The sequence below is a fragment of the Collimonas sp. OK412 genome (assembly GCF_900112135.1).
In the GTDB taxonomy this organism is placed as follows: Bacteria; Pseudomonadota; Gammaproteobacteria; order Burkholderiales; family Burkholderiaceae_D; genus Collimonas; species Collimonas rhizosphaerae.
Genome location: NZ_FOLC01000007.1, coordinates 17,248 through 37,106 on the forward strand (window position 1 = coordinate 17,248; position 19,859 = coordinate 37,106).

Annotated in this window: 17 protein-coding genes; 15 read left to right on the forward strand and 2 right to left on the reverse strand. The window is 58.6% G+C overall.

Going from position 1 to position 19,859, the window contains the following annotated elements:
* The first annotated feature begins 137 nt into the window (after positions 1-137).
* From alaS to BM062_RS09510, 3 genes are all read left to right on the forward strand, one after another.
* A complete protein-coding gene (gene alaS / locus BM062_RS09500) occupies positions 138-2,762 on the forward strand; it encodes an alanine--tRNA ligase (RefSeq protein ID WP_092396498.1) in 2,625 nt (874 codons plus the stop codon).
* A gap of 109 nt (positions 2,763-2,871) precedes the next feature.
* Positions 2,872-3,423, forward strand: coding sequence for an NUDIX domain-containing protein (locus BM062_RS09505; RefSeq protein ID WP_092396169.1), 552 nt, complete (start codon positions 2,872-2,874; stop codon positions 3,421-3,423).
* A gap of 81 nt (positions 3,424-3,504) precedes the next feature.
* Positions 3,505-5,094 (forward strand): rhomboid family intramembrane serine protease, encoded by a 1,590-nt coding sequence (locus BM062_RS09510; protein WP_092396171.1) that lies wholly within the window; start codon positions 3,505-3,507, stop codon positions 5,092-5,094.
* Here the strand turns inward: BM062_RS09510 and BM062_RS09515 are convergent, their stop codons facing one another.
* Entirely contained in the window at positions 5,095-6,441 is a 1,347-nt protein-coding gene (locus tag BM062_RS09515; protein ID WP_092396173.1) for a hypothetical protein, read from the reverse strand.
* Positions 6,442-6,701: 260 nt separating this feature from the next.
* Here BM062_RS09515 and BM062_RS09520 point away from each other — a divergent pair, with 260 nt between their 5' ends.
* From BM062_RS09520 to BM062_RS09535, 4 genes are all read left to right on the forward strand, one after another.
* Entirely contained in the window at positions 6,702-6,929 is a 228-nt protein-coding gene (locus tag BM062_RS09520; RefSeq protein ID WP_038491550.1) for a sulfurtransferase TusA family protein, read from the forward strand.
* 326 nt (positions 6,930-7,255) lie between these two features.
* Positions 7,256-8,008: an electron transfer flavoprotein subunit beta/FixA family protein gene (locus BM062_RS09525; RefSeq protein WP_092396175.1), complete on the forward strand. Its 753-nt coding sequence runs from the start codon at positions 7,256-7,258 to the stop codon at positions 8,006-8,008.
* Positions 8,009-8,115: 107 nt separating this feature from the next.
* Positions 8,116-9,045: an electron transfer flavoprotein subunit alpha/FixB family protein gene (locus tag BM062_RS09530; protein WP_092396177.1), complete on the forward strand. Its 930-nt coding sequence runs from the start codon at positions 8,116-8,118 to the stop codon at positions 9,043-9,045.
* A gap of 114 nt (positions 9,046-9,159) precedes the next feature.
* A complete protein-coding gene (locus BM062_RS09535; protein ID WP_092396179.1) occupies positions 9,160-10,950 on the forward strand; it encodes an acyl-CoA dehydrogenase in 1,791 nt (596 codons plus the stop codon).
* Positions 10,951-11,028: 78 nt separating this feature from the next.
* Here BM062_RS09535 and BM062_RS09540 read toward each other — a convergent pair whose 3' ends face one another.
* Positions 11,029-11,448, reverse strand: coding sequence for an NINE protein (locus tag BM062_RS09540; protein WP_092396181.1), 420 nt, complete (start codon positions 11,446-11,448; stop codon positions 11,029-11,031).
* A gap of 344 nt (positions 11,449-11,792) precedes the next feature.
* Here BM062_RS09540 and rpsP point away from each other — a divergent pair, with 344 nt between their 5' ends.
* The 8 genes from rpsP (at position 11,793) to BM062_RS09580 (ending at position 19,792) form a co-directional block, all read left to right on the forward strand.
* On the forward strand, positions 11,793-12,044 hold the full coding sequence (rpsP, locus tag BM062_RS09545) for a 30S ribosomal protein S16 (protein WP_061534110.1): 252 nt from the start codon (positions 11,793-11,795) through the stop codon (positions 12,042-12,044).
* A 29-nt stretch (positions 12,045-12,073) separates the two neighbouring features.
* The gene (gene rimM, locus BM062_RS09550; protein ID WP_092396183.1) at positions 12,074-12,655 is read left to right on the forward strand and encodes a ribosome maturation factor RimM; all 582 of its coding nucleotides are present in this window, start codon (positions 12,074-12,076) and stop codon (positions 12,653-12,655) included.
* 68 nt (positions 12,656-12,723) lie between these two features.
* Positions 12,724-13,473, forward strand: coding sequence for a tRNA (guanosine(37)-N1)-methyltransferase TrmD (gene trmD, locus BM062_RS09555; RefSeq protein WP_092396185.1), 750 nt, complete (start codon positions 12,724-12,726; stop codon positions 13,471-13,473).
* 181 nt (positions 13,474-13,654) lie between these two features.
* A complete protein-coding gene (gene rplS / locus BM062_RS09560) occupies positions 13,655-14,047 on the forward strand; it encodes a 50S ribosomal protein L19 (RefSeq protein WP_092396187.1) in 393 nt (130 codons plus the stop codon).
* 223 nt (positions 14,048-14,270) lie between these two features.
* Complete coding sequence (locus BM062_RS09565) at positions 14,271-14,951, forward strand: CoA pyrophosphatase (protein ID WP_175500944.1); 681 nt, start codon at positions 14,271-14,273, stop codon at positions 14,949-14,951.
* A 191-nt stretch (positions 14,952-15,142) separates the two neighbouring features.
* The gene (locus BM062_RS09570) at positions 15,143-16,099 is read left to right on the forward strand and encodes a CobD/CbiB family protein (RefSeq protein WP_092396189.1); all 957 of its coding nucleotides are present in this window, start codon (positions 15,143-15,145) and stop codon (positions 16,097-16,099) included.
* A 368-nt stretch (positions 16,100-16,467) separates the two neighbouring features.
* Entirely contained in the window at positions 16,468-16,815 is a 348-nt protein-coding gene (locus BM062_RS09575) for a DUF3579 domain-containing protein (protein ID WP_092396191.1), read from the forward strand.
* A 136-nt stretch (positions 16,816-16,951) separates the two neighbouring features.
* A complete protein-coding gene (locus tag BM062_RS09580; RefSeq protein WP_092396193.1) occupies positions 16,952-19,792 on the forward strand; it encodes a bifunctional diguanylate cyclase/phosphodiesterase in 2,841 nt (946 codons plus the stop codon).
* The last annotated feature ends 67 nt before the right edge of the window (positions 19,793-19,859 follow it).

Here is a 19,859-nt window from a genome sequence, read left to right on the forward strand (position 1 = left end):
AAAATTGCCCCAGCGGCGTTACTCCTCCTGGCCGTACGCCGTACTGTCTTCGTCGTCATGCCTTGCTGGGGCAATTTTGCGTAAGTCCTGATATTGCGTCCCTTGCCTTTTTTTCGTTTCATTTTTTGCCCAAGAACATGAACTCAGCCGAAATCCGCGAAAAGTTTCTCAAATTCTTTGAATCCAAAGGCCACACCATCGTGCGCTCGTCGAGCCTGGTGCCAGGCAACGACCCGACCTTGTTGTTTACCAATTCCGGCATGGTGCAGTTCAAGGACGTATTCCTGGGCACCGAAAAGCGTAATTACGTGCGCGCCACCTCGGTCCAGCGCTGCCTGCGCGCCGGCGGCAAGCACAACGACCTGGAAAACGTCGGGTATACCGCACGCCACCACACTTTTTTCGAGATGCTGGGCAACTGGTCGTTCGGCGACTATTTCAAGCACGATTCGCTGGTCTGGGCCTGGGAGCTGCTGACCAAGGTGTACGGCCTGCCGGCCGACAAGCTGTGGGCCACGGTGTATGAAACCGACGACGAAGCCTACGACATCTGGCACAAGGTCATTGGCCTGCCGAAGGAGCGCATCGTGCGCATCGGCGACAACAAGGGAGCGCCGTACGCATCCGACAATTTCTGGCAGATGGCCGACACCGGTCCTTGCGGCCCTTGCTCGGAGATCTTCTACGACCACGGTCCCGACGTCTGGGGCGGCCCGCCGGGAAGCCCGGAGCAGGACGGCGACCGTTACATCGAAATCTGGAACAACGTGTTCATGCAGTTCGACCGCCAGATCGACCCGAAAACCGGCGTAGCTACCTTGACCCCGCTGCCGAAGCAGTGCGTCGATACCGGCATGGGACTGGAGCGCCTGGCCGCAGTGCTGCAGCACGTGCACAGCAACTACGAAATCGACCTGTTCCAGCGCCTGATCAAGGCTGCTGCGCGTGAAACCAATATTACCGACCTGGGAAACAATTCGCTGAAAGTGATCGCCGATCACATCCGCGCCTGTTCATTCCTGGTGGTCGACGGCGTCATCCCCGGCAATGAAGGCCGCGGTTATGTACTGCGCCGCATCATCCGCCGCGCCTTGCGTCACGGCCACAAACTGGGCCAGACCAAGCCGTTCTTCTACAAGCTGGTCAAGGACCTGGTGCTGGAAATGGGCGCCGCTTACCCGGAACTGCCGGAAGCGGCAGAGCGCGTTGAGCAAGTGCTGAAGCAGGAAGAAGAACGTTTCGGCGAAACGCTGGAACACGGCATGAAGATCCTGGAAACCGCGCTGGCCAAGACGCCGAAGAAACTGGATGGCGAAACTGCATTTACGCTGTACGACACGTTCGGCTTCCCGCTCGACTTGACCGCGGACATCTGCCGCGAACGCGAAGTCGAACTGGACGAAGCGGGCTTCGCCACGGCGATGGAACGCCAGAAGTCGACCGCGCGCGCAGCCGGCAAGTTCAAGATGGCGGCAGCAGTGGAATACAGCGGCGACAAGACCAGTTTTGTCGGCTACGACAGCCTGGCGCATGACGCCAAGGTACTGGCCTTGTATGTGGACGGCAGCGCGGTGCAAAAAATCGAAGCCGGCCAGGACGCGATCGTGGTGCTCGACACCACGCCGTTCTACGCAGAATCGGGCGGCCAGGTTGGCGATTCGGGTGTGCTGGAAGCGGCAGGCGGTCTGTTCGAAGTCGCCGATACCCAAAAGATCCAGGCCGACGTTTTCGGCCATCACGGCAAACTGCTCAGCGGTTCGCTGGCGGTCGGCGGCCAGCTGAACGCCAAGGTGGATACCGCGGTGCGCGCGCGCACCGTGCGCAATCACTCGGCTACTCACCTGATGCACAAGGCGCTGCGTGAAGTATTGGGCAGCCATGTCGCGCAAAAAGGTTCTTTGGTCGATGCCGACAAGACGCGCTTCGACTTCAGCCATAATGCGCCGGTCAGCGCCGATGAAATCCGCCGCATCGAGGAAATCGTCAACCGCGAAATCCTCGCCAACGTCGCTACCGAAGCCAGGCTGATGTCGTTCGACGACGCAGTCGGCGCCGGCGCCATGGCCCTGTTTGGCGAAAAATATGGCGACGAAGTACGCGTCCTGTCGATCGGCAGTTCGCGCGAACTGTGCGGCGGCACCCACGTCAGCCGCACCGGTGATATCGGCCTGTTCAAGGTGGTGGCTGAAGGCGGCGTTGCCGCCGGCATCCGCCGCATCGAAGCGGTGACCGGCGAAGCCGGGCTGGCGCTGGTGCAGAACCTGAGCAACCGCGTCAATGAAGCCGCGGCGGCATTGAAAGCCCAGCCGGAAGAACTGACCCAGCGCATCGCGCAAGTGCAGGAACACGTCAAGGCGCTGGAAAAGGAACTGAGCAGCCTGAAGTCGAAACTGGCGGCGAACCAGGGCGACGAACTGGTTTCGCAGGCAGTGGACGTCAAGGGCATCAAGGTGCTGGCGGCCACGCTGGAAGGCGCCGACAGTGCGACCTTGCGTGAAACCATGGATAAGCTGAAGGATAAGCTGAAGACTGCCGCCATCGTGCTGGCTGCCGTCAAGGATGGCAAGGTCAGCCTGATCGCCGGCGTCACCGCCGACGCTATCGGCAAGGTCAAGGCCGGCGAACTGGTCAACTTTGTCGCCTTGCAGGTGGGCGGCAAAGGCGGCGGCCGGCCCGACATGGCGCAAGCCGGCGGCACCGACGCCAGCGGCCTGGCGGCGGCGCTGCAAGGCGTTGCGGCCTGGGTCGGCGAACGCGCATAAAGAACCTGGCCAGAGATCGTGGCTAGCCAAAGCGGGAAGCATCGAATCGCAGTAGTATCGCGGATTGATGTTTCCCGCTTTTTTTCGTCCCTAACTTAACGATCCTGTCATGAGCGATTTCAAATTCTGCCCGGTTTGCGCCACCTCCCTGGTCCAGCGTGTCGATGAAGGCGAGGGCGGGAAGTCGCGCCTGGCATGCCCGGAAGGTCACTGGACGCATTGGGACAATCCCTTGCCGGTGCTGGCGGCGATCGTCGAGATCGACGGCAAGATCCTGCTGGCGCGCAATGCGGCATGGCAGGAGGGCATGTTTGCGCTGATCACTGGTTTCATGGAGCGCGACGAGACTCCGGAGCAGGGCATCGCACGCGAAATCAAGGAAGAAACCAATCTAGACGCTGAGCAGATCAAGCTGGTCGGCGTCTATGAATTCATGCGCAAGAACGAATTGATCATCGCTTATCATGTCAAGGCTTCGGGCGCGGTCCAGCTGTCGCCGGAACTGCTGGAATACCGCCTGCTGGAACCGGCCGCGCTGCGCCCGTGGCGCGCCGGCACCGGCCATGCGGTCGCCGACTGGATGCGGGCGCAGGGACTGGCGGTCGAGTATGTCGAGCGGCCCTTGCTGCAGGCGCAGCCCGAGCCAGCCTTGAAAGCGTGAGCGGCGCAAAAAATAACGCTCCAGACGGCAATGACTGGGTAAAATTGCATGATTAAAATTCCCGCCCGTCCTTGACCCGCCATGCTGATTATCCCGGTAGACCGTAAGCCAGACTGGAAGCGTCCGCCGCTGGTCACTATCCTGCTGGTGCTGATCAACTTGCTGATCTATTTCGGCATCCAGTGGCATGAGCGCAGCCAGATGGAGCCTGCGGCGCACTATTACCTGGTCGAATCGCGCCTGCCGGAATTCGAATTTCCCGCCTATGCGCGTTACCTGGAAAGCGACAACAAACCCGAAGCCGCTGCAGCCATGCGCAAGGGGCTCGAACTCTGGCAGCGGTTGCGGGCACGGACCGACCTGGCCGTGGCGCGCGACGGCAAGACCGCTTCCCTGGAATATTACGAACCGCTGATCGAGAGCTGGTATGTGCTCGATGCCGATCTCCGTTTTGCTGCCTTGATGCAGCAAGCGAAACCCGCTGTGCTGGGCACCATAGCCGCTGACGACCTGGCCGAATGGAAGGAACAGCGGGATCACTACGTGTCGACCCGCAAGCGCAGTTTTACCGAGCGCTATTCGTTGATTCCGGCGCAGGCGTTCGAACGCCCGATCACCTTGCTGACCCACATGTTCCTGCACGCCAGCGTCGAACACGTGCTGGGCAATATGGTGTTCCTGGCGATGGTTGGTTATGCGGTCGAGATCTTGCTGGGCGGCGGCTGGTACCTGCTGTTTTATCTTTTGTCGGGTTTGCTGTCGGCAGCGTTTTACCTGGTGTTCCGCGGCGACAGCATGATCTTGTCGCTGGGCGCGTCGGGCGCCATTTCCGGCGTCATGGGGATGTACACCGTGCTGTATGGTTTACGCAAGATACGTTTTTTTTACTGGTTTGTTTTTTACTTCGATTTTTTCAAGGCTCCGGCACTGATCATGCTGCCGATCTGGGTCGGCAAGGAAGCCTTCGACCTGTGGTTTGGCGCGCCCTCCAACACCAATTACTACGCCCATATCGGCGGCTTGCTGGGCGGCGCCCTGCTGGCCCTGGTTTATCGTTTGCTGGCGCGGCGCAAGCTGGAGCAGGCGCACGCTACTTACGTCGCTCCCGCCGACGATGACAAGCAGTTGCTCAGCTTGCAGCAGAGCGCTTATTCGGCCTTGAGCCGGCTGGATTTCGAGCGCGCCCGGCGTGATTTCAGCAGCCTGGTGAGGCGTACCCTGGCGCAGCAAAAGACGCCGCAGCCGGACTGGCTGCTGCAATTGTTCAATCTGTCGAAACAAGTGCCGGCCGCGCCGGTTTTCCACAAGACCGCCGAAATGCTGTTGCGCTTGCCGAAGGGCAGCCTGGCCGAGGACAAGATCCACCAGGTCTACCTGGATTATGTGGCGCGGGCCGAACCGCGGCCGCAGCTGAGCAGCGAGCAGTCGCTGGCGGCGGCCAAGCGGTTCGCCTTGAACGGCCAGCCGCAAACCGCGGCAGCGATCCTGCAGATATTGATGGTGACCGCACGCCAGCATCAGCAATTGCCGCAGCTGGTGCAGTTCGTGGCCCGCGGGTTCATGGCAGCCGGCATGCATGAGAAGGCGCAGCATTACCAGAAAATGCTGCAGCAGCAGTTTCCCTTGAGCGAAGAAAGCCGGCTGGCGACCAGCCCGGGCAACCGGTACTGATCAGGCCTGCGCGGAGCCCTGTCCCAAGCGTTCGATCACATTCTTGTACCGCTGCGCTTCGTCGGCCGCCGGATTGGCCGGCCATTGTGCGATCACGTGATTGAACAGCGACAAGGCGCGGGCATCCTGGCGCAGGTGATCGGACAGCAGCTTGCCGGCCAGGACCAGCACGGCAGGCACATCTTTATGGCGGGCGGCGCGTTTGTGGAAGCCCGACACGATCTCCAGCGCAATCTGGTATTCGCGCACGGAAGCGGCAGCCGCCGCGATTTCCAGCACGTGATCGGGATTGTCGATCTTGAATTCGGGATTGAGCTGGCGCGCCTGGCGCCAGGTGTCGCCGATGCCGCCGGCCTTGCCCGAGCGGGCCAGTGTAAACAGATGGCGTGGCGCATATTCCAGCTGCTTGCCCTTGTCGCCCTTGAGCATCAGCAGCTTGGCGTAATGGCTCGATAATTGTGCGTTGGTTTGGTCGTAACGCAGCTCTTCCCACACCATTTCGATGGCCAGGGCGATGTCGCCATCGCGGATCAACGCGCCGATCTGCTGCGCCAGGATCTCGTCGTCGCTCAAGGGCCGGTGCTGGCGGCTGCTGGCAAGCGCATTGATTTCAAAATTGCGGTCAGGCGCATAGCCGATCTGCTGGTGGTACTGGTACATCGTGTAGCCCATCAGGTTGAAACCGACCAGCGTGAAATAAGCGCAGACGAAAATACCCAGGCCGATCATCATGGTGATCGGCAATTTCCCAAGGAATAGCGCAATGGTAATCGGCGCGCACTGGCTCAATATGAAGCCGAAGGCCCACAGCGCCAGGTAGGGCCAGCCGCATGCCTTGATCATCTTGAATACGTTGAATGGATTGATGGCGTCGGTAAAGCTGTGGGTATGTCCCAGCACCATGATGCAGGCCGGCAGCATCAGGTTGGCCAAGGCGCTTCCGAGCAGCCCGAGGAAAGGATGGAGGTCGGCCATGATGCCGACAAAAATCGCTTGCGCCAGCATCACGAAATAGAGCTTGTAGGGCGACATCTTGTGCATGTCGTCCGGTTCGTCGAAATCGGCGTAGCGCAAATTGCCGAGCGAGGTTTGCTCCAGGATCCGGAACGCCTGGCGCATCAGGTCAATCGACAAGCCCAACCCGACCAGCACCGCGATAATCAGGATGACCGGCGAGAAGCCGTCGTCGCCGCTGCGGCCCAGCAGCCACAGGCCGCTGCCGATCAAGGCATATACGACAGGACGCCAGACCAGCTGTTGCTGCAGCGGATACAGGAAAAAAAGAGGCAAGCGCTGCCAGAACGGCGTAATGTTGTTGTAAGGATTTTGGCTAAGACTGTCCTGCATGCTGGTTCCCCGGAATGATGCGCAGAGCTGCCTTTGAGCGGCATTGTCGCTGGTGTCTATTCGTTACATTTTGTTACGTCAAAAAAATGAATGTTAGCATGTGAATCGAAATTTAAATTGCATTAAAGACATATTTATTTATGGCACCGCTGTTGTAAAAATGATTGATGGATTGTTGCGATGCGTCAAAGGGTCCTGCGTTTGGAGTAGAATCATCAAATAGCAGCAAATGTTAAAAATTTTTACATTACGAAGTGGTTATGGAATTTAATAAAGAACTCGATGCACGCGGTTTGCACTGCCCACTGCCGATTTTGAAAACCAAGAAGGCATTGGCGGACATGCTGAGTGGCGAAGTGCTGCGTGTGTTGGCGACTGACTCTGGTTCGGTGCGCGATTTCCAGGCATTCGCGAAGCAGACCGGTAATGATTTGCTGGAGCAAAGCGAAGAAAATAGAGAGTTCATTTTCTTCATGAAGCGTAAATAAGAACGTAAGTTGACTGTCGTTCTACAGTAAGTCCTTGCCCATCAATAAATGCTGCAACCAGCGTCCTGCTGGTCGTGCCGTCCTCGATTTTTGCTTGTTTCCCGCCACCTTGTCCAAGGCAGGCACATCACATTCCCAATGCACCAAACCGCGCTGAACCTGTCTCGTTTTACAAGAGGCTGGCGCGATTAGTCGATTTGCTCTAAGATTTAATAGAACGATCGTGCTAAATTTCAGCGTCGGATCGAATTCTCTCTTATAATTCCCAATTAAGATTTACGTTAACGTCAATTCAGATTTTTCTATTTTCAATAAAAGGCATAACGATGAAAGTATTAGTACCAGTCAAGCGTGTCGTCGACTACAACGTCAAGGTGCGAGTCAAGTCGGACGGCAGCGGCGTAGATATTGCTAACGTCAAGATGTCGATGAATCCGTTTGACGAAATCGCGGTGGAAGAAGCCACGCGCCTGAAAGAAGGCGGCAAAGTGACGGAAGTGATCGCCATTTCCTGCGGCGTGACGCAATGCCAGGAAACGCTGCGCACGGCAATGGCGATCGGCGCCGACCGCGGCATCCTGGTCGATACCGCCGATACCGACCTGCAACCGCTGGCGGTAGCCAAATTGTTGAAGGCGGTGGCTGACAAGGAACAGCCGCAGCTGATCATCCTCGGCAAGCAGGCGATCGATGACGATTGCAACCAGACCGGCCAGATGCTGGCTGCGCTGCTGGGCTGGCCGCAAGCGACCTTTGCTTCCAAGGTCGTGCTGGAAGACGGCAAGGTCACGGTCACGCGCGAAGTCGACGGCGGACTGGAAACCATCGCCCTGACGCTGCCGGCCATCATCACAACCGATTTGCGCCTGAATGAGCCGCGTTACGTGACGCTGCCGAACATCATGAAAGCCAAGAAGAAAACGCTGGACGTGTTCAAGCCGGCCGACCTGGGCGTGGATGCCGCACCGCGCCTGAAGACGCTGAAAGTAGTGGAGCCGGCCAAGCGCAGCGCCGGCATCAAGGTGCCTGACGTAGCGACCCTGGTCGCCAAGCTAAAGAACGAAGCCAAGGTCCTGTAAGCGATTGCAGAGCCGGCGAATTTCCAAACCACTATTCAAGAACCAGGCGTAACGCCGCATCAGTGCCAGCACGATGCAGGCGAGCCACATATAAATCAGGAGCCCACATGACAGTCCTAGTCATCGCTGAACACGATAATGCCTCATTAAAAGGCAGTACCCTCAACACCGTCACCGCCGCCAGCCAATGCGGCGGCGAAGTCCACGTGCTGGTCGCAGGCAGCAACTGCGGTGCGGCAGCCCAGGCCGCGGCCCAGCTGGCTGGCGTCAGCAAAGTATTGGTGGCGGACGCCGCTTATTTCGCTGACGGCCTCGCCGAGAACGTCGCCGAACAGGTATTGGCCCTGGCCGCTGGCTACAGCCATATCCTGGCGCCGGCTACCGCCTACGGTAAAAACATCTTGCCGCGCGTCGCCGCCAAGCTGGACGTCGGCCAGATCTCCGAAATCACCAAGGTCGACAGCCCCGATACCTTCGAGCGTCCTATCTACGCCGGCAACGCCATCGCCACCGTGCAATCGAACGACGCCACCAAAGTCATCACCGTCCGCACCACCGGCTTTGACGCTGCTGCCGGCGGCGGTTCTGCTGCCGTTGAGAATGTCACGGCGGCTGCCGACTTCGGCAAATCGGCATTTGTCTCGCGCGAACTGGCCAAGTCGGATCGTCCTGAGCTGACTGCAGCCAAGATCATCGTATCCGGCGGCCGCGGCATGGGTTCCGCTGAAAATTTCAAGATCCTGGAACCGCTGGCTGACAAGCTCGGCGCTGCCATGGGCGCTTCGCGCGCGGCGGTCGACGCCGGTTTCGTGCCGAACGACTGGCAGGTCGGGCAAACCGGCAAGATCGTGGCGCCGCAGCTGTATATCGCGGTCGGCATTTCCGGCGCGATCCAGCATCTGGCCGGGATGAAGGATTCCAAGGTGATCGTCGCTATCAACAAAGACGAAGAAGCGCCGATTTTCTCGGTGGCGGATTACGGCATTGTCGGCGACCTGTTCGAGATCGTGCCGCAACTGGTGGCCGAACTGGGCTAAGCCGCCGGCGGGCGCTGCATGGCGCCCACTTGTCAATGGAACGCATACGGGTGGTATTGCAGGTGCTGGCAGAGTCAGGCCTGGCGATGCCACCCGAATTTTTAGGAGTAGCTCATGAGTTATGTAGCGCCGTTGAAAGACATGCTGTTCGTGCTGAACGAACTGGCCGGCCTGGAGCAGGTCAGCACGCTGCCGGGTTGCGAAGACGCGACGCCGGAAACCGTGGAAGCCGTATTGCAAGAGAACGCCAAGTTTTGCAGCGAGGTGGTGGCGCCTTTGAACCGTAGCGGCGACCAGGAGCCGAGCTATTGGCATGACGGCGAAGTCACTACCAGCAAGGGTTTCAAGGAAGCATTCAAGGCATTTGCCGAAGCCGGCTGGCAAGGCGTGCAGCATCCGGTCGAATTCGGCGGCCAGGGTTTGCCCAAGCTGGTGGCGACGCCTTGCATAGAGATGCTGAATGCAGCCAACCTGTCATTCGCGCTGTGCCCGCTGTTGAGCGACGGCGCCATCGAAGCCTTGCTGACTGCGGGCAGCGATGAGCAAAAGCGGATTTACCTGGAGAACCTGGTATCGGGAAAATGGACCGGCACCATGAACCTGACCGAGCCGCAAGCCGGTTCCGACCTGGCGCTGGTGCGCACCCGTGCGGTGCCGCAGGGCGACGGCACTTACAAGATTTCCGGCACCAAGATTTTCATCACGTACGGTGAACACGATATGGCTGAAAACATCGTGCACCTGGTGCTGGCGCGTACGCCGAATGCGCCGGAAGGAGTGAAGGGCATTTCACTGTTCATCGTGCCGAAATTCATGGTCAACGCAGACGGTACGCCGGGCGCGCGCAACGATGTTCATTGCGTTTCGCTGGAACACAAGCTAGGCATCAAGGCCAGCCCGACTGCGGTGTTGCAGTTCGGCGACAACGGCGGCGCTGTCGGCACCCTTGTGGGGGAGGAGAATCGCGGCCTCGAATACATGTTCATCATGATGAACGCTGCGCGTTTTGCGGTCGGCTTGCAAGGCATCAGCGTGGCTGAGCGCGCTTACCAGAAAGCGCTGGCCTATGCCAAGGATCGCGTGCAATCGCGCGACCTGGCAGGCTCTGCCGGCGCCGTGACCATCATCCACCAGCCCGATGTGCGCCGCATGCTGATGAGCATGCGTTCACAGACCGAGGCCGCGCGTGCGCTGGCTTATGTCACCGCGGCGGCCCACGATGCGGCCCATCATCATGGCGACGCTGAGACGCGCAAGGCCAACCAGGCGTTCTACGAATACATGGTGCCTGTGGTCAAAGGCTGGTCGACCGAGATTTCGATAGATGTGGCGTCGACCGGCGTGCAGATCCACGGCGGCATGGGCTTCATCGAGGAAACCGGCGCTGCGCAGTTCTATCGCGATGCGCGCATCCTGACGATTTACGAAGGCACCACGGCGATCCAGGCCAACGACCTGGTCGGCCGCAAGACAGCGCGCGACGGCGGTGCGGTTGCCAAGGCCATCATCGCCCAGGTGCGTGCTACGCAAGCCGAGCTGGCGGGCAGCGGTGCGGCTGACCTGGTCGCCATCGGCAAGCAGCTGGCCAGCGGCGCCGATGCCCTGGAGCAGGTGGTCGCCTACGTGGTCGACAACCTGAAGAGCGATATCAAGGGCGTGTTTGCCGGCAGCGTGCCGTACCTGAAGCTGGCCGGCATCGTGCTGGGCGGCTGGCAGCTCGGACGAGCGGCGCTGGTGGCAACGCAAAAACTGCAATCGGCTACGGGCGACAGCAATTTCTACCAGGCCAAGATCGGTACGGCGCGTTTCTTTGCCGAGCATATCCTGTCCCAGGCCGACGCTTACCGCATCTCGATAGTCGAAGGCAGCAGCGGGGTGATGGCGTTGACGGAAGATCAGTTCTGATTTTTTTGCCGATGTATGCCGATGTAAAAAAGCAGCCGGAATTGAAGGCTGCTTTTTTTTTCGATGCGCGCCACGGATTCAGCCGTAGGCGCCGCCGGTGAACAGCAGGTCGAAAGTACGGGCAATGGCGCCGATCAGGGCAATTGCGCCGCAACCCAGGGTCAGCACCACCAGCAGCACCACAAGCCAGCTGGAGTCCGATTTGCGGCCGGAGTCCGGGTTATATTGGACGTCCCATTTTTCATCCGGGGTCAGTCCAATGACCAGCGATTCGATACAGGCAATCAGGCCCGAGATGATCAGCGGCCCGAACAGGAATGCCGTTTGCTGGTTTTGTCCCCACAACATGTAAGCCAGCAGGGAAATTGGCAAAGTGGCAAGGTGCAGCCAGCCCCAGGCGTCCTTGATTCCTCTCAGGTAGAAGCGGTGCAAGCCGATGCTGCCGAATACGGTAGCCGTGAAAGTGGCGAGAGTCTTGTTCTTGTGGGGTTGGGTCATGTGCGGGATGGAAGGGGCTGGAACATGTAAAAAAAGAAGGCAATCCTTGCATCAAGTGGGAATATTGCTAATATACGGGCTTGGCTATCGCCACTGATGTTTCCGAAGTGCAGCATGCATGTCGGAAAGCTGATTGAGGGCGTAGTGTACAGCCTGCTTCAATAGAATGTCACTTTGATAGTCAGGCCCGCTCGCGGCATAGCGCCGCGGAGCGTTTTAGAGCCCTGCAAATACCTGTTTGACGTAGTGAAACCACACCCATGGCCTGCTTTGGTTGCGGGAGCGGCTCACTTTGCGTTATAATTTGCGGCTTTTTCCGTGTTCGAACACTTTTTGGAAACATTATGGTCGTTATTCGTTTATCCCGTGGTGGCGCAAAGAAGCGTCCTTTTTACAACATCGTAGCTACTGATTCGCGCAATCGCCGTGACGGTCGCTTCATCGAGCGTATCGGCTTCTACAATCCGGTAGCTTCCGGAGCAGAAGAGACTTTCCGCATTGCTCAGGACCGCCTGACGCATTGGCAAGGTGTTGGCGCGCAATTGTCGCCGACCGTTGCACGTCTGGTTGCCGACGCTGCCAAGAAAACTGCTTAATCAAGCAGTTTGAATCGCCAGGTCATCCGATGAGCGCGTCAGTAAACTTGTCGGCCACAGCACCAGCTGGAACTGCAATACCTTCAGATTTGGTGGTGGTCGGTTACATTACTGGCGCCTACGGTATTAATGGCTGGGTGCGGATCAAACCGTATTCAGCGGACGCAGATGCACTGTTGCACGCCAAGACATGGTGGCTGGGCCGGCAGAATTCGCCGGAATTGCACGATGTCGAGATGATGCAGGCGAAAAACCACAGTGGCGACATTGTGGCGCGCCTGATGGGTGTGGCAGGGCGCGATGCGGCCGAAGCCATGAAGGGCAGTGTGGTGCATATCCCGCGCAGCCATTTCCCGGCGCTTGCCGACGACGAATTCTATTGGGTCGACCTGATCGGCCTGGTGGTTGAGAATCTGCAAGGCGAGCATCTGGGCGTGGTTGCTGATCTGATGGACAATGGCGCGCATCCGATTCTTCGGATCACGGCGCCGGCCGCCGCGGATCAAGACAAGGCCGCACCGGAATTATTGATCCCGTTTGTCGAGCAGTTCGTCAAGACGGTAGATCAGCAAGCAAAGAAAATCACGGTTGACTGGGGACTGGATTATTAAATCCGGAGCTGGAACCAGGCAGCCAAAGCAGCAAACAAGATCGCAAGCGAAACAAGAAGGTGAGCGGTATGCAATTTGATGTCGTCACACTGTTTCCCGAGATGTTTGCCGCATTGACGCAATCGGGTATTACCCGGCGTGCGTTTGAACAGAAAAAATGTGAACTGGCGTTGTGGAATCCGCGTGATTTCACCACCGACAACCACCGTACCGTGGATGACCGGCCTTATGGCGGCGGCCCCGGGATGGTGATGCTGGCGAAACCGCTGGAAGCGGCGATTGAAGCTGCCAAGGCGCGCCAGCTGCAGCAAGACCTGCCGGCGCCGAGAGTCGTCTACCTGTCGCCGCAAGGCCAGCCGCTGACCCATCAGCGCGTCATGGAGTTGCGTACCGAACCCGGTTTGGTATTGCTCTGCGGGCGCTATGAAGCGGTGGACCAGCGTTTGCTGGATCGTTGCGTGGATGAAGAGATCAGCCTTGGCGATTTCGTTTTGTCCGGCGGCGAATTGCCGGCGATGGCGTTGATGGATGCGGTGATCCGGCAATTGCCTGGCGTGTTGAATGACGGCGCCTCGGCGGTCGAAGACAGTTTTGTCAATGGCTTGCTGGATTGTCCGCACTACACCCGGCCGGAACAGTATGAAGGCGTGTCGGTGCCGCCGGTCCTGTTGGGCGGCCATCATGCCGAAATTGAAAAATGGCGGCGCCAGCAGATGTTGTCGGCGACGGCAAAAAAACGGCCGGACCTGATTCAGAAGATACGTGCAGCAGGTTTGCTGAGCGCCGCCGACGAAAAGTTTTTACGGAATATGGATTGAGTGCCTGGCCAATAACCGAGCACCCGGTCCGTTGTAGTAGGCAGCAACCAAGCAGTAAGCAAGCAGTAACTAGGGGAGGCCAGCCGGCCACCTGTGTATCAACCCCATCCTCTACTGAGCAGTGCCTGGCAAAAAGGCCTTGCACAAAACGGCGTCAGCAAGATGGTATATGGAGCTAAAAATGGACTTGATCCAACAACTTGAGCAAGAAGAAATTGCCCGCCTCGGCAAGAATATCCCTGATTTCGCACCAGGCGATACAGTCGTGGTCAGCGTCAACGTAGTCGAAGGTACGCGCAAGCGCGCCCAGGCTTACGAAGGCGTCGTGATTTCGCGTCGTAACCGTGGTTTGAACTCCAACTTCATCGTCCGCAAGATTTCTTCCGGCGAAGGCGTTGAGCGTACATTCCAGCTGTATTCGCCACTGATTGCTTCGATCGAAGTCAAGCGTCGCGGCGATGTCCGTCGCGCCAAGCTGTACTACCTGCGTGAGCGTTCCGGTAAATCGGCACGTATCAAGGAAAAACTGCCGCAACGTCGCAACGCTGCAAAAGCTGCACCAGCAGCAGAGTAAGCCGTTGTCATGCAGGCATAGGTATTGCATGAAAAAAGGGGCGCCGTCAGGCGCCCTTTTTTCATTTGCGCTTCATGATTGCTGCGGGCTGGTACCGAGCCGCATATTTTTAGTTGCTGTAAAGTAAAATTGCACTAATTGTTATTAACTGTGACGACGATAGGCCATTCGCGGTCATCGCGGTAAAGTATCAAAAGATTGCTAGATTGTTAGAGGAATTTTCTTGGTTAAATTGACTTTCGATCCCCTGATGCTGCCGGTTGATGCGGTTGCCGGCGAATCTGCGCTGGCAACCGAACGGATGAGCGCGGCATGGCTGCGGCAACGGTTCGCGCAGCAGCCGGACTGGCACCCGGAGCATATCGATAGCCAGACTTTGCAGCGCATGACGCAGCTGCAGGGCAAGCCGGTGACGCCGGCATCGGTGCTGATTCCTATCGTCATGCACGAACAGCAGCCGACCTTGTTGTTTACCCAGCGCGCAGCCCATCTCACCGATCATGCAGGGCAGGTTAGCTTCCCCGGCGGCCGGATGGAAGAGAGCGATGCCTCGCCGGTTGAAACGGCTTTGCGCGAAGCGGAAGAAGAGATTGGCCTGGCGCGCAGCCAGGTCGAGGTTATCGGCAGCCTGCCGGAATATTTTACCGGCACCGGCTATCGCGTCACGCCGGTGGTGTGCCTGGTCAATCCGCCGGTCAGCTTGCGCGCCGATCCTGACGAGGTAGCCGAAATTTTTGAAGTCCCGCTGGCGTTCCTGATGGATGGCTTGAATCATCAGTTGCGCAGCTTTGACCTGCCGGACGGCTATCGCCGCACTTTTTATGCAATGCCTTATGAGCGCTTCTTCATTTGGGGGGCGACGGCTGCCATGCTAAGGAATTTGTTTCACTTTCTGCGCGCTTAGATTTATCGTGTGACGCCGCAGGCAGAAAAAATACGGAAAACAAGTTCAGTACAAGTTTGATTCCGCGTGTGTGCTGCGTTATCGTATGGGATACTGCGATTTTGGACGTTATGGCAAGACCGGCGTGCCGCCACGAAGCGGTCATGAGACGGGATCTTGCAGTGCTATTGCTTTACTTACAAGGCTGGTTAATGACATTTCTCTCTATTCTGTTTGCATTGCTGATCGAGCAACTGAAGCCGCTGCGCGCGGACAATCCCGTGTATGCATGGGTCAAGCAATTTGCGGGCAAGATAGAAGCGTCATTTAATGCGGGGCAAGCGCGCCAGGGCCGTTTGGGATGGTTCTGCGTGATCCTGGCGCTGACTGTGCCGACCGCGCTGGTCTACTGGCTGTGCGCGCACATCGGCCATTGGGCCGCGCTGCTGTGGAACGTCCTGATCGTGTACCTGACCCTCGGCTTCCGCCACTACAGCCATTATTTCAGCTCGATCCAGCTGGCGCTCAACACCGGCGACGACGCCACGGCGCGCACCCTGCTGGCTGAATGGACCAAGCTCGACACCACGGATATGGATGTCAGCGAAATCTCCCGCATCGCGGTGGAAAAAGCGCTGATCACCACCCACCGCCATGTATTCGGCGTGTTTTTCTGGTTCCTCATGCCGGTCGGCCCGGCTTGCGCCGTCATGTATCGCGTCGCCGAATACCTGGCGCGCGGCTGGAACGAGCCGGACCACATGCGCAATGAAGCCTTCGGGCGTTTTGCAGCCCAGGCGTTTTACTGGATTGACTGGATTCCGGCGCGCATGACGGCTGCGGCATTTGCGGTCGTCGGCAATTTTGAGGATGCGATCTACGCCTGGCGTAATTTTGCGGATCGCTGGAAAAACGAAACCGACGGCATCATCCTGTCCACCGGCGGCGGCGCCATGGGGGTATTGCTCGGCACGCCGCTGGAAACCGCGATTGCCATCCTGCCGGCCGATGCATCCACGGTTGATTCGACCGCGATGGAAAGCGAAAGCCCGCCGGGCGACGTACCGACGCCGCGCGCGCTGCAAAGCACGGTGGGCCTGGTCTGGCGCGCACTGTTGCTGTGGATGTTCCTGTTGCTGCTGTTGTCGGCGGCGATCTGGTTCGGCTAAGCAGGACCGGCAGGTAATTGCGTCAGATGGTGTCTTGGTCTTCTATAAGATATAATACGTAAGAATCGCTTACGTAAATGAGTAACGTGAAAATTGTAGCTTGCTTCTACCAGAACCAGAGGTTAGGGCCTGTTGCCATATAATTTGGGGGTGCGAACGCGCGGCATGCGACGCCTGCAGCCGTTCCCGAAGGGTTCAAACCAAAACGTGCGCTGGCCGCGTTGCATGGCTTGCAGGGGCGACCTGCCCCTGCAAGCCACGCGCCTTGCCAACACACGTTTTGGTTTGAACGCATCCCCCAAATTATATGGCAACAGGCCCTAAGCAAATGTCTGTAGCAAGCGTTATAGAAGAAACGAGCTGTACGCATGGCTGATACCATCCAACCTCCTGACGCCGCCGCCCGCGAATTTTTCATCCAAGGTATTACCAGCGATGGCAGGCAGTTCCGTCCCAGCGACTGGGCTGAGCGCCTGTGCGGCGTCATGGCCTGTTTTCGCCCGGAAGGATCGGGCGGCCGCAACGCCCACCTGCAATATTCGCCGTATGTGCGGCCGGTGCTGCTGAACGGCGTGCGCTCGGTCGTCGTCAATGAAGACCTGCGGCAGATTGAGCCATTGGCTTACCATTTTGTGGTCAATTTTGCGAAAGACAACGATCTGCAGATCTTGCATGCCTGCCTGTTGCCGGACGCTGAAACACCAAAACCTGCCTGATTTCTTGCCTGCGCCGGCGAGGGTTCTTGCCACACAGCTTTTAGTTGATTCCCGGCACTAAAAAGAAATCGGCGCGCGACGTTCTCCAGTAAGAAGACCGTGTAATATTTCGCCTATTGTTCGCAATGGAGTAGAAATGTTTCGTCGTGGCTCGTCAATCTTCATACCCATTGCCTCTTTATCCAGTTTGATATTGGGTCTGGCCATTACGCTCGGCTTGTTTGTCTCGGTACGCCACCTCGAATATGAAAAAATGGACGCCGAATTCCGGCGCCTGGCCAGCGGCCACCTGAAGGCCGTGGTGGATGGCCTGGACTCCCTGGTCCATGAGCTGGAAACCGTGAATCGCTTGTTTCTCACGGTGGACGACGTCAGCCGTGAACAGTTCCATACCTTCACGGCGCCGATGCTGCGCCGTTCTCCCTTTATCAAGTCATTGACTTTCCAGCGAGTGCTGACGGCCGCCCAGCGGCCCGCCTATGAAGCGGAAATGCGCAAGCATTTCCCCAATTTCGCGATTCGCCAGCTGAGCGACGGCAAGCCGGCGCCGAGCATAGGCCGGGACCAGTACCGGGTGGTCGACTATGTGGAGCCGATGACAGGGAATGAAAACGTATTCGGCGTCGATGTCGCGCCCAGCTTGCTGCAGGCAGAACCGGGGCAGCGTGCACGCGACTCCGGCTTGCCCTCGTCTACCGATCTGTTTGCATTGCGCTCCGCCACCAGCGACGGCAAGCTGGCGCTGATTATCCTGATGCCGGTATATCGGCACGGCGCAGCGCTGGACAGCGTCGAGCAGCGTCGCCTTGCATTGATGGGCTATACCAGCGCGGCACTGCGGGCGGATGCTTTCGTCGGCAGTGTCCTGTCGCGCGACGGCGTGCAGGCCCGCGAAGATTTCTACCTGCGGGTATATGCCAGCGCCAAGCCGGAGGAGAGCACTCTGGTATATCGCCAAGGCAATCCGATTGCCCTGCCCAACGCCAGCGACTGGCTGCCCGCCTGGCTGCTGTACGACGCCCCGCAAGACATGTCGCAGACTTTCGAGCTGGCCGGCAAGTCCTGGTATATAGAAGCGTCGGCGCCGCCGCGCGTATTCACCAAGAAGAACGCCGGATCGATCCTGGTGCTGATACTGGGCAGCCTGCTGAGCTGGATGGGCGCCACCTACCTGTATTTCCTGTCGACCCGCTCCAAGCGGATCGAGCAGCTGGTGGATGCCCGCACCCAGCAGGTCAGGCTGGCGACGCAGATGATGAAAGAGGACATCGTCGCCCGCAAACGCGCCGAAGACGCCTTGCAGCTGCGCGAGCGCGCCATCGAGTCGAGCGCCAACGCGATCATCATTTCCAGCGCCAAATTACCGGACTACCTGGTGGAGTACGTCAATCCGGCATTCGAGCGGATCACCGGCTACACCGCCAGCGAGATGATCGGCCGCAACCTGGAGATGCTGCATGGCGACGACCACGACCAGATCGGCCTGGAGGAAATCCGCGCCGCATTGCGTGAAAAGCGCAGCGCGAACGCCGTGTTCCGCAGTTATCGCAAGGACGGCACCTTGTTCTGGAACGAACTGTATGTGGCGCCGGTGAAAGACAGTTCCGGGCGCGTCAGCCATTTCGTCACGGCGCTGTATGACATCACGGAAATGAAGAGCTACGAAGCCGAGCTGGAGCACCAGGCCCGCCACGATACCTTGACCGGGCTGGCCAACCGCAACGTGCTGAGCGACCGGCTGAGCCAGGCGATCGTCTACGGCGAGCTGTACGGCCACCGGGTGTGGGTGCTGTTCGTCGATCTCGACCGCTTTAAATTCGTCAACGATACGCTAGGCCACAATGCCGGCGACCAGCTGCTGAAGGAAGTCGCCAGCCGCCTGAAGGCGTTCACGCGCGAGGCGGACACCATCGCGCGCCTGGGCAGCGATGAGTTTGTCCTGATCCTGCCGGAGCGTCTTGAGGAAGAGCTGAGCGTGGGCCTGATCCAAGGCATGATGGATGCGATCGCGCGTCCCTTGCAAATCGAAGGCTACGATTTTTTCCTGAGCTGCAGCATCGGCGTTGCGGTCTACCCGAATGACGGCGAAGACCCGGAAAGCCTGCTCAAGCACGCCGACATCGCCATGTACCGCGCCAAGGAAATGGGGAACAACAATTACCAGTTCTATACCGCGGCGATGAATGAACGCGCGCTGGAACGCTTGCGCATCGAGGGCGACCTGCGCAATGCGATGGAGCGCAAGGAACTGCTGCTCTACTACCAGCCGCAGGTGGATCTGCGCACCGGCCGCATGGTCGGCATGGAAGCGCTGATCCGCTGGAAGCATCCCCAGCTCGGCATGATTTCGCCGACGCGTTTCATCGACCTGGCGGAAGAAACCGGCCTGATCGTGCAGATGGGCGCTTGGGTGATGCATACCGCCTGCGAACAGAATAAGACATGGCAGCGCATGGGGCTGGGTTACCTGCGGATGTCGGTGAACCTGTCGACGCGCCAGTTCTTCCAGCAGAACCTGGTGCAGCAGGTCGCCAAGGTGCTCGAAGAAACCGGGCTGGCGCCGCACTACCTTGAAATCGAGCTGACGGAAAGCCTGGTGATGACGGATGTCGAGCTGGCCGTCGGCATCCTGAATGACTTGAAATCGATCGGCGTGCAGCTGTCGATCGACGATTTCGGCACCGGCTATTCAAGCCTGGCCTATCTCAAGAGTTTCCCGATCGACGCGCTGAAGATCGACCAGTCTTTTGTGCGCGACATCACGGTTGACCAGGACGACGCGGCGATCGTGGCCTCGATCATTTCCCTGGCCCATAACCTGCGCCTGCAGGTAATCGCCGAAGGCGTCGAAACGCAAGAGCAGTTATCTTATCTGCAGCGCCATCGCTGCGATGAAATGCAAGGTTTCTATTTCAGCGAACCGGTATCGGCGGATGACATCGAAGTCATCCTGCGCGAGGGAAAAGTATTACCATAGGACTCTGTTGGCGCCCTTTGGCTGCGGATTTTGCGGATCTGTCGGGCGTCGTCACTTTTATGGAGAT